This window comes from Sulfitobacter sp. NFXS29, from assembly GCF_040148765.1.
In the GTDB taxonomy this organism is placed as follows: Bacteria; Pseudomonadota; Alphaproteobacteria; order Rhodobacterales; family Rhodobacteraceae; genus Sulfitobacter.
On sequence record NZ_JAGDED010000005.1, the window covers coordinates 188395 to 202820 of the forward strand.

General features: G+C 63.5%; 16 protein-coding genes and 1 tRNA gene. 13 read left to right on the forward strand and 4 right to left on the reverse strand.

Annotation, left to right across the window (positions count from 1 at the left end; translation table 11 throughout):
• The first annotated feature begins 4 nt into the window (after positions 1–4).
• Positions 5–670, forward strand: coding sequence for a L,D-transpeptidase (locus tag J3456_RS10530; protein ID WP_349580210.1), 666 nt, complete (start codon positions 5–7; stop codon positions 668–670).
• Positions 671–716: 46 nt separating this feature from the next.
• Here J3456_RS10530 and J3456_RS10535 read toward each other — a convergent pair whose 3' ends face one another.
• On the reverse strand, positions 717–989 hold the full coding sequence (locus tag J3456_RS10535; protein WP_349580211.1) for a hypothetical protein: 273 nt from the start codon (positions 987–989) through the stop codon (positions 717–719).
• Positions 990–1097: 108 nt separating this feature from the next.
• Positions 1098–1174 (reverse strand) — tRNA-Arg (locus tag J3456_RS10540).
• 172 nt (positions 1175–1346) lie between these two features.
• Between J3456_RS10540 and J3456_RS10545 the strand changes: the two genes are divergently transcribed.
• Entirely contained in the window at positions 1347–2384 is a 1038-nt protein-coding gene (locus tag J3456_RS10545) for a LacI family DNA-binding transcriptional regulator (protein ID WP_349580212.1), read from the forward strand.
• Positions 2381–3595, forward strand: coding sequence for a winged helix-turn-helix domain-containing protein (locus tag J3456_RS10550; protein WP_349580213.1), 1215 nt, complete (start codon positions 2381–2383; stop codon positions 3593–3595). Before J3456_RS10545 ends, J3456_RS10550 begins: the two co-directional genes overlap by 4 nt.
• Here the strand turns inward: J3456_RS10550 and J3456_RS10555 are convergent.
• Positions 3592–4287 carry an aspartate/glutamate racemase family protein gene (locus J3456_RS10555; RefSeq protein WP_349580214.1) on the reverse strand — a complete coding sequence of 232 codons (696 nt, stop codon included), beginning with the start codon at positions 4285–4287 and terminating at the stop codon, positions 3592–3594. The genes J3456_RS10550 and J3456_RS10555 overlap by 4 nt on opposite strands.
• A 163-nt stretch (positions 4288–4450) precedes the next feature.
• On the opposite strand from J3456_RS10555, the gene J3456_RS10560 reads away from it, so the two are divergent.
• From J3456_RS10560 to J3456_RS10595, 8 genes are all read left to right on the forward strand, one after another.
• Complete coding sequence (locus J3456_RS10560; protein WP_349580215.1) at positions 4451–5692, forward strand: NAD(P)/FAD-dependent oxidoreductase; 1242 nt, start codon at positions 4451–4453, stop codon at positions 5690–5692.
• Positions 5693–5730: 38 nt separating this feature from the next.
• The gene (locus J3456_RS10565) at positions 5731–6720 is read left to right on the forward strand and encodes a TRAP transporter substrate-binding protein (RefSeq protein ID WP_349580216.1); all 990 of its coding nucleotides are present in this window, start codon (positions 5731–5733) and stop codon (positions 6718–6720) included.
• A 76-nt stretch (positions 6721–6796) separates the two neighbouring features.
• Positions 6797–7321, forward strand: a complete 525-nt coding sequence (locus J3456_RS10570) for a TRAP transporter small permease (protein WP_339637471.1) — start codon at positions 6797–6799, stop codon at positions 7319–7321.
• A gap of 4 nt (positions 7322–7325) precedes the next feature.
• A complete protein-coding gene (locus J3456_RS10575; protein ID WP_349580217.1) occupies positions 7326–8642 on the forward strand; it encodes a TRAP transporter large permease in 1317 nt (438 codons plus the stop codon).
• Between the two features lie 6 nt (positions 8643–8648).
• A complete protein-coding gene (locus tag J3456_RS10580; protein ID WP_349580218.1) occupies positions 8649–9584 on the forward strand; it encodes a hypothetical protein in 936 nt (311 codons plus the stop codon).
• Positions 9577–10305 carry a 5-oxoprolinase subunit B family protein gene (locus J3456_RS10585; protein ID WP_349580219.1) on the forward strand — a complete coding sequence of 243 codons (729 nt, stop codon included), beginning with the start codon at positions 9577–9579 and terminating at the stop codon, positions 10303–10305. Before J3456_RS10580 ends, J3456_RS10585 begins: the two co-directional genes overlap by 8 nt.
• Positions 10302–11333 (forward strand): 5-oxoprolinase subunit C family protein, encoded by a 1032-nt coding sequence (locus tag J3456_RS10590; protein ID WP_349580220.1) that lies wholly within the window; start codon positions 10302–10304, stop codon positions 11331–11333. The genes J3456_RS10585 and J3456_RS10590 overlap by 4 nt, the downstream gene beginning before the upstream one ends.
• Complete coding sequence (locus J3456_RS10595; RefSeq protein WP_349580221.1) at positions 11330–12097, forward strand: LamB/YcsF family protein; 768 nt, start codon at positions 11330–11332, stop codon at positions 12095–12097. The genes J3456_RS10590 and J3456_RS10595 overlap by 4 nt, the downstream gene beginning before the upstream one ends.
• Here the strand turns inward: J3456_RS10595 and J3456_RS10600 are convergent.
• Positions 12094–12963, reverse strand: a complete 870-nt coding sequence (locus J3456_RS10600; RefSeq protein WP_349580222.1) for a branched-chain amino acid aminotransferase — start codon at positions 12961–12963, stop codon at positions 12094–12096. The genes J3456_RS10595 and J3456_RS10600 overlap by 4 nt on opposite strands.
• A 171-nt stretch (positions 12964–13134) precedes the next feature.
• On the opposite strand from J3456_RS10600, the gene J3456_RS10605 reads away from it, so the two are divergent.
• On the forward strand, positions 13135–13647 hold the full coding sequence (locus J3456_RS10605; protein ID WP_067264985.1) for a MarR family winged helix-turn-helix transcriptional regulator: 513 nt from the start codon (positions 13135–13137) through the stop codon (positions 13645–13647).
• Positions 13644–14345 carry a response regulator gene (locus J3456_RS10610; protein ID WP_349580223.1) on the forward strand — a complete coding sequence of 234 codons (702 nt, stop codon included), beginning with the start codon at positions 13644–13646 and terminating at the stop codon, positions 14343–14345. The genes J3456_RS10605 and J3456_RS10610 overlap by 4 nt, the downstream gene beginning before the upstream one ends.
• Positions 14346–14426: the final 81 nt, after the last annotated feature.

Genomic DNA, 14426 nt, shown 5'->3' on the forward strand with positions numbered 1-14426 from the left:
CCACATGCTGACAAGACGTCATTTTATTCAGACCACCACCGCGCTTTTTTCTGGCGCGATTGCCACTCCTTTGATGGCACGCACCCGCCCCAGCGACGCGGAGAAAGCCGCTTGGGACGCGCGGATCACCCCGGCGGGGTTTGACCCGGCGACCAGCAACCCTTGGGGCGTCCACCCGCGTTTCCTGCCGCAGCGGGTTGTGGCGAACGACAATTTGCGCGTCGGTGACGTTCACGTCGATGCCGTTGCACGCTATATCTATCATATCGAAGAAGGCGGCACCGCGATGCGCTACGGCGTGGCGATCGCGCGCGGCAATCTTTATGAGCCCGGCACCTACACAATCAAACGCAAAGTCGAATGGCCGCATTGGACGCCCACCCAAAACATGATCAAGCGCGATCCCGAGCTTTATGCGGGTCTCGAAGACGGCGTGCCCCCCGGCCCTGAGAACCCCCTCGGCTCGCGGGCGCTTTACCTATTCGAGGGCAACCGCGATACCTATCTGCGCATCCACGGCACACCTGAGCCGCGCAGCATTGGCGGCCGGGCCAGCTCTGGCTGTGTGCGGATGATCATGGCGCATATTAACCAACTCTACCCGAATGTGCGAACCGGCTCGACGGCCTATCTCTATTCAGCAGAAGAAAGCGTCGTCGCGCGCAGCTAAGCCGCGACGCAGGACGGGGACCGCCAACAGGCGGCCCCCGTTCTCATTAGGCTTGGCGTTTGGTGCAAATCGGATTGCCGCCCACCGCCCGCAGCGGCACCATTGTCGTCTCAACCGGACCGCTGTGCTGATACCAATAGCAGCCATCCTCGGGCAGAAGACGCGCCGTCGACAGGTCTTGGTTCGGCGCGGCAAGGCTCACCACCGACTCTGGCAGATTGCCCACCCGGTTCGACCCGCCCTGTGGCGCGGTCGCGGGCACCGTACATCCGGCAACAGCCAGCAAGGCCGCCCCGATCACGAAAGTTCCTGTTTTCATCAAAGCCTCTGCCATTCCTGATTATCCCGCGCAATCTGACAGACCGGTTGGGGATTTCAAGCAACAAGGGGGTGAATGGGGCAGAAGTTGGCAGTCGCGCAAGACGCATGGCGACCCCGGCAGGATTCGAACCTGCAACCTGCCCCTTAGGAGGGGGCTGCTCTATCCAGTTGAGCCACGGGGCCGACAGGGGCGGTTTAGCGTAAGCACGGGGCGATGTCATCGGCAGAATGGCAACCGATTGGTGCGGTGCCCCGGCCCGACTGCACGACCCAACTGCACGGCCTGACTGCGGCAGTGCTTGATCGCGCGTCCCGCTTCGCGCTACCTATGGGTGAGGCAAACAGGAAAACCAAATTGAGCACACCCCCCAAACGCCCGTTGACCCTGCGTGATGTATCCGATGCTTGCGGCGTTTCCGAGATGACGGTCAGCCGTGTCCTGCGCAAGCGGGGCGACGTGTCGGAAGCCACCCGTAACCGCGTTCTCGCCGCCGCCAAGGCGCTTGGCTATGTGCCCAACCAGATCGCCGGATCGCTGGCCAGCCAGCGCGTGAACCTTGTGGCGGTGGTGATCCCGTCCCTGGGCAATATGGTGTTTCCCGAAGTCCTGAACGGCATCAATCAGGTGCTTGAAGACACGCCGCTGCAGCCGGTCGTGGGGGTGACGGATTACCTCCCCGAAAAGGAAGAGCGGGTGCTCTATGAGATGCTCTCGTGGCGGCCCTCGGGGGTGATCATCGCGGGGCTGGAACATTCCGACGCCACCCGCGCCATGCTGCGCAACGCCGGCATTCCCGTGGTCGAGATTATGGACACCGACGGCAAACCCGTCGACGCGATGGTGGGCATTTCGCACCGCCGCGCGGGGCGCGAGATGGCGCAGGCGATCCTGCGCGAAGGCTATGAGCGGATCGGTTTCATGGGCACGAAAATGCCGCTGGATCACCGCGCCCGCAAACGGTTCGAAGGTTTCACCGAAGGGCTCGCCAAGGCAGGGGTGGAGATCGAAGACCGCGCCTTTTACTCCGGCGGCTCCGCATTGGCCAAGGGTCGTGAGATGACGCAAGAAATGTTGGAACGCTCACCCGACCTCGATTTCCTCTATTATTCCAATGACATGATTGGCGCGGGCGGTCTGCTGCATCTGATTGACCAAGGCATCGATATTCCCGGGCAGATCGGTTTGGCGGGGTTCAACAACGTGGAACTGTTGCAAGGTTTGCCGCGTCAATTGGCGACGATGGATGCCTGCCGGAACGAGATCGGTCAGGCAGCGGCGCGGATCATCCTCAACCAGACCCAGCCCGAGCCGGACCCCGAGATGCAGACCCAGATTACCCTGACCCCGACACTGTCGCTGGGCGACACCCTGCGCCGCCGCCGTCAGGGGTGAGCCGCCCAAGGCTCGCCAATGCCGCCGCGCGGCAGTTGTTTCTGGCGCGTCACTTGCTGTCCGACCTGCCGCAGGGCCCGGCCAAGGGCGCGGCACTGCTCAAGCTGATCCATGACTTGGGGTTTGTGCAGCTCGACAGCATCAATACCGTGGCGCGGGCGCATGATCTGATCCTCTTTGCACGGCGCCCTCGGTATCGCCCCGCTGCCCTGAAACGGCTCTATGAAAAAGACCGCGCGCTGTTTGAGCATTGGACCCATGACGCCGCCGTCATCCCGATGGAATTCTACCCCCAGTGGCACCTGCGCCGCACCCGCGATGCGGCAAAGCTGCTGGGCCGTTGGAAGGACTGGCAGCGCCATGATTTCGAAGCGCAGATGCAAAGCGTGCTGGCCCAGGTCCGCGCGGAGGGCAGCGTCACCTCATCGGATGTGGGTCGGGAGGAGCCGCGCAGCAGCGGGGGCTGGTGGCAGTGGCATCCGTCGAAAACCGCTCTGGAATATCTGTGGCGCAGCGGCGCGCTGGCCGTGACCGGGCGCGAGGGGTTTCGCAAACGCTATGATCTGACGGAACGGGTGGTGCCCGCCGCGCTACATGATCCGGCCAACGCCCCCGATACTGGGCAGACAATCGACTGGTGCTGCGCTCAGGCACTGGCGCGTTTGGGCTTTGCTACGGCGGGGGAGCTCGCGGCCTTCTGGGCGCATATTTCTCCCGCCGAGGCGCGCGGATGGTGCGCGGCCGAACAGGCCGCCGGGCGGTTGGAGGAGATCGACATCGAGGCCGCCGATGGCAGCCTGCGTCCGGCCTTCGTCCGCCCCGGTTGGGCCGAAGACCCCGCCCTCACCCGCGATCCGCCGAAACGTCTGCGCGTGCTCAGCCCCTTCGACCCGGCCCTGCGCGACCGCAAACGCGCGGCACGGCTTTTCGGCTTCGACTACCGGATCGAGGTCTTCGTGCCCGAGGCGCAGCGTAGATACGGCTACTATGTTTTCCCCCTGCTGCAGGGCGACAGACTGGTGGGCCGCGTCGATATGAAAGCGCATCGAGACGTGGATGAGCTGCGCATCCTCGCGCTGTGGCCCGAGCGCGGCATCCGCTGGGGCAAGGGGCGGCGGGTGGCGTTTGAGGCGGAAGTGCACCGGCTCCTGCCCCTCGTCGGGGTGAGCAAAGTTCGCTTTGCCGACGGCTGGCTGCGCGCGCCGCTTTAGGCGAAACGGGGCGGCAGCAGCCCTGCGTGAAACCAGTTGAGATAACTGTGGATCGAATGCACGGGCCGCCCGGTCGCCGTCGCGATGTCGGGGGCGTATGGCACCATATTTGTGCACTCCAATAGGATCGCGCCGACATCGGCCTGTGCCTCCACCAACCGCTGCGCGGCCTGCACCATCTCGGCCCGCGCCTGCGGCACATCAAGGTCGGGCAGATTGCCAAGGATCGTCCGGGCGAAACTGCTGCCTTCCAACCCCACCACCGGGCTGCCTTCGGGCACGCCCGCCGCGCGCAGATGGGCAGGCGAAAGGGTGCTGGCCGAGATCGTCAAAACCCCGACCCTTCGGCCGGGCGGCAGGCAAGCCGCGATCTGCCCGGCCTGCTCTAACGCCGAGGCGGCAACGGGCACGCCCAACGCTTTGGCCAGACGGGGCCGGATCAGGGCCAAGAACCCGCAGGTGGTGGCGATGCCGGTGCAGCCTTCGGCGACCAGGTCCCGGCCCACCGCGATAAAGGCCTGCACAAAGGGTTCGATATCATCGCAAACGATGGCTTCGGGCGTGGCCCCCGGCACAACGGCATAACGCACCGGAAAGGGCCAACTGCCTGCATTGCCGACATCGCCCAGAATGCGGGGGAACCGCGTGTCGAGCATCAGTATCCCCAACCGCGCGCCTGTCTCGTTTGCCATATGCCCTCCGTTTGGGCGCAGGGTGCCTTTGCGGGCAGCGGGAGACAAGTGAAACTCGAACGATGACATTTTATCAGCATTTTGTTGACGTGGTGATTTTTTATGTAAAGATGCCCCAAAGGAACCCAGCCATGACCCAACGCGAAATCGAAAGCCGCCACCCATGAGCCAGCATGTTGTCGTTATCGGCGCCGGGATTGTCGGCGTCTCTGCCGCAATCTGGCTGCGCCGCGCCGGAGCGGAGGTGACGCTGCTGGACCGGTCTGAGCCGGGGCGCGGCACGTCGCATGGCAATGGTGGCGTGCTGGCGGCAGCGGGCGTTGCGCCGGTGACCGGGCCGGGCCTGATGCGGAAATCGCCGGGGATGCTGCGCGACCCCGAATTCCCGCTATTTCTGCGCTGGCCCTATGTCCCGCGTTTGCTGCCATGGCTGCGTCGCTACATGAGCCACGCCAATGATGCCGACACGCGCCGCATCTCTGCCGGGTTGGCGCCCATCGTCGGTGACAGCGTGGCGCAACACAAAGCGCTCTGCGCCGATCTGGGGTTAGAGGATTGGGTTCGCGATAGCGACTACTGCTTTGCCTATACCAGCCGCGCCGCTTTTGAGGCCGAAGGTTATACATGGGCGCTGCGGGAGGATGCCGGTTTCGTGCCAGAGCTCATCGAAGGTGGCGCGGTGCAAGAGTTCGACCCGGCCTATGGGCCGCAAATCACCTGCGTCGCCCGGTTGGCCGACCACGGTTTCATCGCCGACCCCGGCGGCTATGTCCGGGCGCTGGCCAAGGCGTTTGAGCGGATGGGCGGCACTATTAAACGGGCCGAGGTTGAGGACATCACGATCCTTGATGAAGAGGTCACCTCGGTCCTGACCGACCAAGGCCCGCTGCCCTGCGACGACGTGCTGTTGGCCACCGGCGTCTGGTCGAAACCGCTGATGCGCAAGCTTGGGATCAATGTGCCGCTGGAATCCGAACGCGGCTATCACATCGTTTTCAAAGATGCCCAAGGCGGCCCGTCGCGCCCCACCATGATGGCGGCGGGCAAATTCGTCGCCACGCCGATGACTGAGGGGCTGCGCTGCGCCGGGATCGTTGAATTCGGCGGGCTGGAGGCGGGTGCGTCTAAAGCACCGCTCGCACTGCTGCGCCGCCAAGCCAAAGCCGCCTTTCCCAACCTCACCGCCGAAGATGAAATCGAATGGCTGGGGCACCGACCCGCCCCCAGCGACTCGCTGCCCCTGATCGGGCAGATCGGGACGAGCCGGGTCTATACTGCCTTCGGGCATCACCACATCGGGTTGACGGGCGGCCCAAAAACGGGCCGACTGATCGCCGGATTGATCACGGGGCAACCGCCCAACACGGATCTTGCCCCGTATCACCCCCAGCGCTTCGACAGATAACGCCAAGCGCGCACGCAAATAAACAAGGGAGAAACCAAATGACACTGACAGCAAGACTGATGGCCGGCGCGGCGATGGCCGCCCTGACACTCGGCACCGCCATGCCCGCCTTCGCGGCCGAGAAATGGGACATGCCGATGGCCTATTCGGCCTCGAACTTCCATTCCGAGAACGGCGTGCAATTCGCCGAATGCGTGACCGAAGCCACCGGCGGCGAGATCGAAATCACCGTGCATCCGGGCGGCGCGCTTTTCGCCGGGGCCGACATCAAACGCGCGATCCAGACCGGTCAGGTCCAACTGGGCGAGCGTCTGCTCTCTGGCCACCAGAACGAGAACGCGGTCTTCGGCTTTGACTCCATCCCCTTCCTCGCGCCGTCATTCGAAGCCAGCGCGCAGCTCTGGGAAGCCGCCAAGCCCAAAGTCGAAGCCGTGCTGGAAGAGCAGAACCTCGTCCTGCTTTACAACGTGCCATGGCCACCCCAAGGGCTCTACTTCAAGAAAGAAGTCGGCTCGGTCGAGGATATGAAGGGCGTGAAATTCCGCTCCTACAACAACACCACCGCGCGTTTGGCCGAACTGACCGGCATGTCGCCGGTGACCATCGAGGCCGCCGAAGTCAGCCAAGCCTTCGCCACGGGCGTTGCGGAATCGATGATCTCTTCCGGGGCCACCGGCTATGACCAGAAGGTCTGGGAAAGCCTGACGCATTTCTACGAAGTCGACGCTTGGCTGCCGCGCAACTACGTGATGGTGAACGCCGATGTCTGGGCAGAAGTCACGGACGCCAACAAAGAGGCGATCACCACCTGCGCCACCGAGGCCGAAGAGCGCGGCCTGCAAGCCTCCAAGGACTACACCCAGTTCACTTATGACGGGCTGCGCGAAGGCGGCATGAACGTGGAGCCTGCCAGCGAAGAGCTGATGTCCGGCCTGCGCGAAGTGGGTGAGACCATGACGCAAGAATGGCTCGAAGCCGCGGGCGAAGACGGTCAGGCGATCGTCGACGACTACAAGGCGATGCAATAATCACAAAACCTGCGGCGGCCCGCTATTCGGGCCGCCGTTCTCATGCCGGGGCATGACTTGACGGAGGGAGAGCCAGATGAAGGCGCTGCGCAGACTATTGGACGGGCTTTACATCGGGGCGGGGGCGCTGGCGGCGCTCTGTCTGGTGGCCATCCTCACCTTGATCGTGGCCCAGATGGTCGCCCGTTGGACCGGCAATGTCTTTCCGGGTGCTGCCAGCTATGCGGGTTATGCCATGGCCGGGGCCAGTTTCCTCGCCTTCGCCAATGCGCTGAACCGCGGCTCGCATATCCGCGTGTCGATCCTGCTGAACGCCCTCAGCGCGGGCGGGAAACGGCTGCTTGATATCTGGTGTTTCGCCGTGGCGGCGGCGGTCGCCTGGTACTTCACCTATTACGCCTATTGGTTCGTCTATTGGTCGTGGAAATTCAACGAGGTCAGCCAAGACCAAGACGCCACCGCGCTGTGGATACCGCAATCCGTCATGGTCATCGGCGGCGGCATCCTCGCCATCGCGCTGACAGACAACCTTCTGCATCTCATCTTCAAGGGCGACCACCGCGTCACCCGTGACCTAGTCGATCAAAGCTTCGGGGAATGACGCCATGACTGAGATCTATGCCATCACCCTGTTTCTGATCGTCCTGTTTTTCCTGCTCGGCACCGGTGTTTGGGTCGGCCTCGCGCTGATGGGCGTTGCCTGGGTGGGGATGGAGCTTTTTACCACCCGCCCCGTGGGCGACACGATGATCACCACGATCTGGGCCAGCTCCTCTAGCTGGACGCTCACCGCGCTGCCGCTCTTTGTTTGGATGGGCGAGATCCTTTACCGCACGCGGCTGTCGCAAGACATGTTCAAGGGGTTGTCGCCTTGGCTTGCGAAACTGCCGGGCGGGCTGGTGCACACCAACATCGTCGGCTGTACCGTGTTTGCCGCTGTCTCTGGCTCCTCTGCTGCGACGCTGACCACCGTGGGGAAAATGTCGATCCCCGAACTGCGGGCGCGCAACTATCCTGAGAAGATGATCATCGGCACGCTGGCCGGGGCTGCCACATTGGGCCTGATGATCCCGCCTTCGCTGGCGCTGATCGTCTACGGGGTGACGGTGAACGAAAGCATCACCAAGCTCTTCTTTGCCGGCGTCATGCCCGGCCTGCTGCTGGCACTGATGTTCATGGGCTATGTCGCGATCACCAGCAAGCTGTCGAAAGACTGGAACCCCGACGTCGAAACCGAGATGACCTTTGCCGAAAAGCTGCGCAACTCACGCTTCCTGCTGCCGGTCTTTGCGCTGATCTCGGTCGTGATCGGGTCCATGTACCTCGGCTTTGCCACCGCGACCGAGGCTGCCGCTATCGGCGTCATCGGCTCCCTGACGCTGGCGCTGTTCCAAGGCTCGCTGAACTGGCACAGCTTCCGCGAGAGCCTGATGGGCGCGATGCGCACCTCCGCCATGATCGCACTGATCCTTGCGGGCGCGGCGTTCTTGAAACTGTCGATGGGGTTCACCGGCCTGCCCCGTGCCTTGGCCGACGGGATCGCGGCGATGGAGCTGTCACGGTTTGAGCTGCTGATGGCGCTTTTGGTCTTCTATATCGTGCTGGGCATGTTCCTCGACGGGATTTCCTCGGTCGTGCTGACCATGGCCGTGGTGGAGCCGATGGTGCGCGGCGCAGGCATTGACCTGATCTGGTTCGGCATCTTCGTCGTGGTCGTGGTTGAGATGGCGCAGATCACCCCGCCGATCGGTTTCAACCTCTTCGTGCTGCAAGGCATGACCGATCACGAAATGGGCTATATCACCAAGGCCGCGCTGCCGATGTTTGCCATCATGGTCTTCATGGTTTTCGTGCTGATCTGGTTCCCCGAAGTGGCCACATGGTTGCCTGAAAACCTGCGCAGCGGCCCGGCCAGCGGGTGATCCAACATGCTGCATATCCTCAGACTGGCCTCGCGCCATGCGCGGGCCTGCCTGATCGTCGGACTGCTGGCAGGGTTGGCTCTGCCCAGCCTTGCGGCGGCGCTGGCCGACTGGCTGCCGCAGATGGTGGCTGCGCTGCTGACGATCACCGCACTCAGGATCGGGCATCGCGCGGCACTTGGGGCTGTACGGGATTTGCTTTGGGGGCTGGCCTCGGTAATCGCCTTGCAGACGGTGCTGCCGCTGGCGCTGCTGGGGGGCTTCGTGCTGGCCGGGCTGGGACAGACCCCCGCCGCACTGGCGGTGACGCTGGCCGCCGCGGCCCCGGCACTGACGGGCAGCGTCAACCTTGCCTTGTTGCTGCGGCTCGATGCGGGGCGGATGATGCAACTGATGGTGCTGGGCACCGCCGCTTTTCCGCTGACGGCACTGCCGGTCTTGGCTTTGCTGCCGCAACTCGGACCAGCCTCGGACGTGACCCAAGCCGCGCTGCGTCTGTTGGCAGTGATCCTTGGGGCGACGGGCTTGGGCTTTGCCCTGCGCCATGTCCTCCTGCCGCGCCCCTCAGCGCGTCAGATCGAAGCGCTCGACGGGGCGTCGGTGCTGGCCTTCTCGGTCATCGTCGTCGGGCTTATGGCGGCACTCAACCCCGCCCTGCGCAGCGATCCCTGGGCGGTGGCGGGCTGGACGGTGCTGGCCTTCGCCCTAAGCTATCTGTTGCAGGCAGGCACATTGCTGCTGACGCGCCGTGGCCCCCTGCATACCGTGGCCGGCCCGCTGGCGATCGGCGCGGGCAACCGCAATATCGCGCTGTTCCTCGTCGCACTCCCGCCCGAGGTTCTGGCGCCCTTGATGATCTTTATCGGCTGCTGGCAACTGCCGATGTATCTGACCCCGGTGCTGCTGCCGCGCCTTTACGAAAGGATGCTCTCCAATGACTGACTGGCCCCGCATCCGCAGCGTTGGCCTCTCTGGCCTGTTGATCACCTTTGCCGAGAAGATGTCCGAACCCGCCAACCGCGCCGCGTTGGCATTTCGCGCGGCGGTAGAGGAACAGGATTGGCCCGAAGTGACCGAGACCAGCACCTCGCTGGTGTCGACTTTCGTGCAATTCGAAGTCTCCCAAGACGCCATCGCCACCATGACCGACCGCCTCCACAATCTGCTGCAAACACGCGATTGGTTCGCCGAAGCCCTGCCCGCCGGGCGCACACTGTGGCATGTGCCCACTGTCTATGGCACCGATCTGGCCCCCCAGTTGGAAGAGGCAGCGGAGGCGGCGGGCCTTGACCCTGACGCGGCAATCGCTGAGCTGTCGCAGTCCCGCGTGCGCGTGCTCACCATCGGCTTCGCCCCTGGCCAGCCCTATATGGGTGAGCTGGCCCCGCATTGGGATATCCCCCGCCAACAGGGGCTGACAAAGTCCGTGCCACCTGGGTCGCTGGTGGTGGCGATCCGACAGTTGATCATTTTCACCAATGCCTCCCCCACCGGCTGGCGGCACATCGGCCAGACCGCCTTTCGCACCTTCCGCCCCGGCAGCGAGATGCCCTTCCCGCTGTCCCCCGGCGATGAGCTGATTTTCCCGTCGATCACACGGCAAGAGTTTGACCGCATCGCCGATGATCCCACCGGCGGTGCCGAGCGGGAGGCGCTGACATGAGCGGCACGCTGACCATCCTCCAAGCTGGCCCGGCGATGACGGTCCAAGACCTTGGCCGCCCCGGCTACCGCGCCCTTGGCCTGACCCATGGCGGCGCGGCGGACCCGACCGCCCTGCACGAAGGGGCCGCCCTGTTGGGGCAGGACCCGAACTCTGCCGCGCTTGAGATGGCGGGCAGTGGTGGCAGTTTCCAAACCGATCAAGACACCCGCATCGCGCTGACCGGCGCGCAGATGCAAGTGAGCATCGACGGCGAACCGATTGCATGGAACGCCAGCCACCTACTTCCTGCCGGGGCCAAACTAACCATCGGCGGCGCGCGAGATGGGGCTTACAGCTACCTGCATGTGGGCGGCGGCTTTGATGTTGAGCCGGTTATGGAGTCCCGCTCCAGCCATTTGGCCGCTGGCATTGGCGCGCTGCTGCAAAGTGGTGAGACCCTGCCGCTGGGGGCGGACAAGGGCGGAGAGACGAACCAGACCCTGCCCCGCGATAGCCGCTTTGGCGCGGAGCATTTGCGCATCGTCGCCTCCATGCAGACCGACGCCTTTGACGACGCGACCCGCGCACGGTTTGCCGACACCACCTTCCGCCGCGATGCCCGCGCCAACCGCATGGGCGCGCGGATGGATCACGAGGGCGAAGGTTTTGCCACCGGCGGGCAGCTTACCATCGTCTCTGAGGTCATCACCCCCGGCGATATCCAGATCACCGGCGATGGCGCGCCCTTTGTTCTGATGTGTGAATGTCAGACCACCGGCGGCTACCCCCGCATCGGCACGGTGATCCCCTGTGACCTGCCCATCGTGGCGCAGGCGCAGCCCGGTGCTGCGCTGCGGTTCGAGTTCATTGACCTCGACGAAGCGCTGGCCGCCGAGACACGCCACCGCGCCGACCTTGCCGCCCTGCCAAAACGCTGCCAACCCCTGCTGCGCGATCCCGCGCGCATCCGTGATTTGCTGGGCTATCAACTGATCTCAGGCGTGGTTTCGGCCACCGCCGATCCATTCGAGAAGGATAAGACATGACCACCGTCGATCTTAACGCCGATATGGGCGAAAGCTTTGGTCCTTGGACGATGGGCGACGACGCGGCGCTGTTGAAGGTCGTTACCTCGGCCAATATCGCCTGCGGCGGCCATGCGGGCGACGCGGATGTGATGGCGGCCACGATGCGGATGGCGCATGAGAACGGCGTCGGCATCGGCGCGCATCCGGGTTTCATGGATCTGGCGGGCTTCGGGCGCAACCGCCTCTCGGTGCCGCGCGGGACCTTGCAGAACCAAATCCGCTATCAAGTCGCCGCCAGCACCGGCATGGCCCGCAGCGTCGGTGCCGATGTGCGGCACCTGAAGCTGCATGGCGCGCTGGCGAATATGGCGTCCGAAGATGAGGGCTTGGCCCGCGATCTTTATGAGGCGGCGCTGAGCGTGGCCCCCGACCTCATCGTTATGGTGCTGGCCGCCACGGCGCAGGAACAGGCGGTGAAATCACTGGGGTGCAAATGGGCCGGAGAGATCTTCGCCGACCGTGCCTATAACGACGATGCCACGCTGGTCGATCGCAGCAAACCGGGCGCGGTGATCCATGACGCAGACCGCGCAGCCGCCAGAATGGTCGCGATGGTCAAAGCGGGCGCGATCATCACCGAGAGCGGCAAACATATTCCCACGCGGATCGACACGATCTGCTTGCATGGCGACACCGCAGAGGCCGTTCAAATCGCAACCGCCGTCCGCAAGGGTTTGCAGGACGGCGGGGTAACTTTGGCAAAGTTCGGCGGCAGCGTTTAGCTGCGCACCAGCTTTTCATAGTCGGTGGCGATTTCGCGCGTCAGCGCGCCGACCTCGAACTTCCAGTCGCCGATCTGGCCCACCGGGGTCACTTCGGCGGCGGTGCCGGTCAGCCAGCACTGCTCAAAGCCTTCGAGTTCCTCGGGCATGATGTGGCGCTCGTGGACGGTGATGCCCTTGTCTTTCAACATGCCGATGACGGTCTGACGGGTGATGCCGTTGAGGAAGCAATCGGGCGTCGGCGTGTGCACTTCGCCATCCTTGACGAAGAAGATATTCGCGCCCGTCGCTTCGGCCACATAGCCGCGGTAGTCATACATCATCGCGTCGGAACAGCCTTTGGCCTCAGCCGCATGTTTGGACATGGTGCAGATCATATAAAGACCCGCGGCCTTGGCGTGGCTTGGGATCGTCTCAGGCGAGGGGCGCTTCCATTTGGAGATGTCGAGCTTGGCGCCCTTCATCTTGGCATCGCCGTAATAGGCACCCCATTCCCATGCCGCGATGGCCAAGCGCACCGGGTTGCGGGCCGAGGCGACACCCATGTCTTCGCCCACACCGCGCCAGGCAACTGCGCGCACATAGGCGTCTTGCAGGCCAGAGGCGGCAAGGACTTCGGCCTTGGCGGCTTCGATCTCGTCAATCGTGTAGGGGATTTTAAAGTCGATCATTTCGGCCGAACGCTTCAGACGCTCGGAATGCTCACGGCTTTTGAAAACCTTGCCGTTATAGGCGCGCTCGCCCTCGAACACCGAAGACGCATAGTGCATCGCATGGGTCAGGATATGGACATTGGCATCGCGCCAATCCACCATTTTGCCATCCATCCAGATGTACCCATCTCGGTTGTCATATCCGCCTGCCATGGTGTTTCCCTCCCAAATGACGCGCTATCTTTTCAAAAATTGCGCAAAAATCGGCAGATGCAGACATTTAATTGCGCAAAACACGGGATTCGATAGCCTTTCACTATTGGAATGTCAACAACGCTGACGTAAACTGATCCCCAACAGGCCCGAGAGAGATTGAGATATACTATGGCTGACGGGCGGATGATGGCCCCTAGCAGCGGCGACAGCCTGCTGTTTTTGACCGACGAACAACTGCGGCAGGGGATCGAGGCGATGTTCTTCGCCTATCGCGGTTTCACTGCCGATCCCGACAGGATTCTGGCCGATATGGCCTATGGCCGCGCGCATCACCGCGCCATCCACTTTATCAACCGCGCGCCGGGCACAACCGTGAACAACCTGCTCAACATCCTTGGGGTCACGAAACAATCGCTCAACCGTGTCTTGCGCACGCTGATCGCCGATGGTCTGGTGCAAAGCAAGGTTGGCCGCAATGACAAGCGCGAGCGGCATCTGTTTCTGACCGACGAAGGTCGCAAGCTGGAACAGGAGCTTTCCGATGCGCAGCGCGCAAGGATGCGGCTGGCCTTTCGCACCGCCGGGCCCGAAGCCGTGGCCGGTTTTAGAACGGTATTGGAGGCCATGATGGACCCCGAGATGCGCCAGAGCTTTGACCGGCTGCGCGAAAGCGCCCCATGAACGAACTTGACGCGCACCTGCTGGTTGTCGACGACGATGAGCGCATCCGTAGCCTATTGAAAAAATTCCTGATGCGGCACGGCTTTCTGGTCAGCACGGCCCGCGACGCTGCCCATGCGCGCCGGGTGCTGGCGGGGTTAGAGTTTGACCTAATCGTGCTCGACGTAATGATGCCCGGCGAAGACGGCATGGCGCTGACCCGATCCCTGCGCGAAACCCTGCAAACGCCGATCCTGCTGCTGACCGCCAAGGGCGAGACCGATAACCGTATCGAAGGGTTGGAAGCCGGGGCCGATGATTACCTGCCCAAACCCTTTGAGCCCAAGGAACTGCTCCTGCGCATCAACGCGATCCTGCGCCGGATGCCCGACACAAGCGCCGCCGACGCCGCGCCAAAAGTGCTGTCGCTCGGCGTGATCCGCTATGACATGGAGCGGGGTGAGATGTGGCAGGGCGACGATCTGGTGCGCCTCACCGCGACCGAAGTGCAACTGATGAAGATCTTCTCCGCCCAGCCCGGTGTCGCGCTCAGCCGGTCCAAACTGGTCGAAGAATTGGGCCGCGACCGGGGTCAAGCGCAGGAACGCGCGGTTGATGTTCAGATCACCCGCCTGCGCCGCAAGATCGAAAGCGATCCGAAACAGCCGCAATACCTCCAAACCGTGCGCGGCGCGGGCTATATGCTGGCCCCGGACTGACCCGACCCTTTAGCGAAACACATAGGTAAAATTCATAATGCCAGCCCGCTGGCAATGCCCGGCGCGAAGCACTATTGTCGC

What these genes read in the sequence shown, in the direction of transcription:
- J3456_RS10595 (WP_349580221.1), top strand. Translation starts at nt 11,330, where the DNA reads ATGACCACCGTCGATCTTAACGCCGATATGGGCGAAAGCTTTGGTCCT.
- J3456_RS10605 (WP_067264985.1), top strand. Translation starts at nt 13,135, where the DNA reads ATGGCTGACGGGCGGATGATGGCCCCTAGCAGCGGCGACAGCCTGCTG.
- J3456_RS10535 (WP_349580211.1), bottom strand. Translation starts at nt 989, where the DNA reads ATGAAAACAGGAACTTTCGTGATCGGGGCGGCCTTGCTGGCTGTTGCC.
- J3456_RS10590 (WP_349580220.1), top strand. Translation starts at nt 10,302, where the DNA reads ATGAGCGGCACGCTGACCATCCTCCAAGCTGGCCCGGCGATGACGGTC.
- J3456_RS10585 (WP_349580219.1), top strand. Translation starts at nt 9,577, where the DNA reads ATGACTGACTGGCCCCGCATCCGCAGCGTTGGCCTCTCTGGCCTGTTG.
- J3456_RS10565 (WP_349580216.1), top strand. Translation starts at nt 5,731, where the DNA reads ATGACACTGACAGCAAGACTGATGGCCGGCGCGGCGATGGCCGCCCTG.
- J3456_RS10530 (WP_349580210.1), top strand. Translation starts at nt 5, where the DNA reads ATGCTGACAAGACGTCATTTTATTCAGACCACCACCGCGCTTTTTTCT.
- J3456_RS10580 (WP_349580218.1), top strand. Translation starts at nt 8,649, where the DNA reads ATGCTGCATATCCTCAGACTGGCCTCGCGCCATGCGCGGGCCTGCCTG.
- J3456_RS10560 (WP_349580215.1), top strand. Translation starts at nt 4,451, where the DNA reads ATGAGCCAGCATGTTGTCGTTATCGGCGCCGGGATTGTCGGCGTCTCT.
- J3456_RS10600 (WP_349580222.1), bottom strand. Translation starts at nt 12,963, where the DNA reads ATGGCAGGCGGATATGACAACCGAGATGGGTACATCTGGATGGATGGC.
- J3456_RS10610 (WP_349580223.1), top strand. Translation starts at nt 13,644, where the DNA reads ATGAACGAACTTGACGCGCACCTGCTGGTTGTCGACGACGATGAGCGC.
- J3456_RS10555 (WP_349580214.1), bottom strand. Translation starts at nt 4,287, where the DNA reads ATGGCAAACGAGACAGGCGCGCGGTTGGGGATACTGATGCTCGACACG.
- J3456_RS10570 (WP_339637471.1), top strand. Translation starts at nt 6,797, where the DNA reads ATGAAGGCGCTGCGCAGACTATTGGACGGGCTTTACATCGGGGCGGGG.
- J3456_RS10575 (WP_349580217.1), top strand. Translation starts at nt 7,326, where the DNA reads ATGACTGAGATCTATGCCATCACCCTGTTTCTGATCGTCCTGTTTTTC.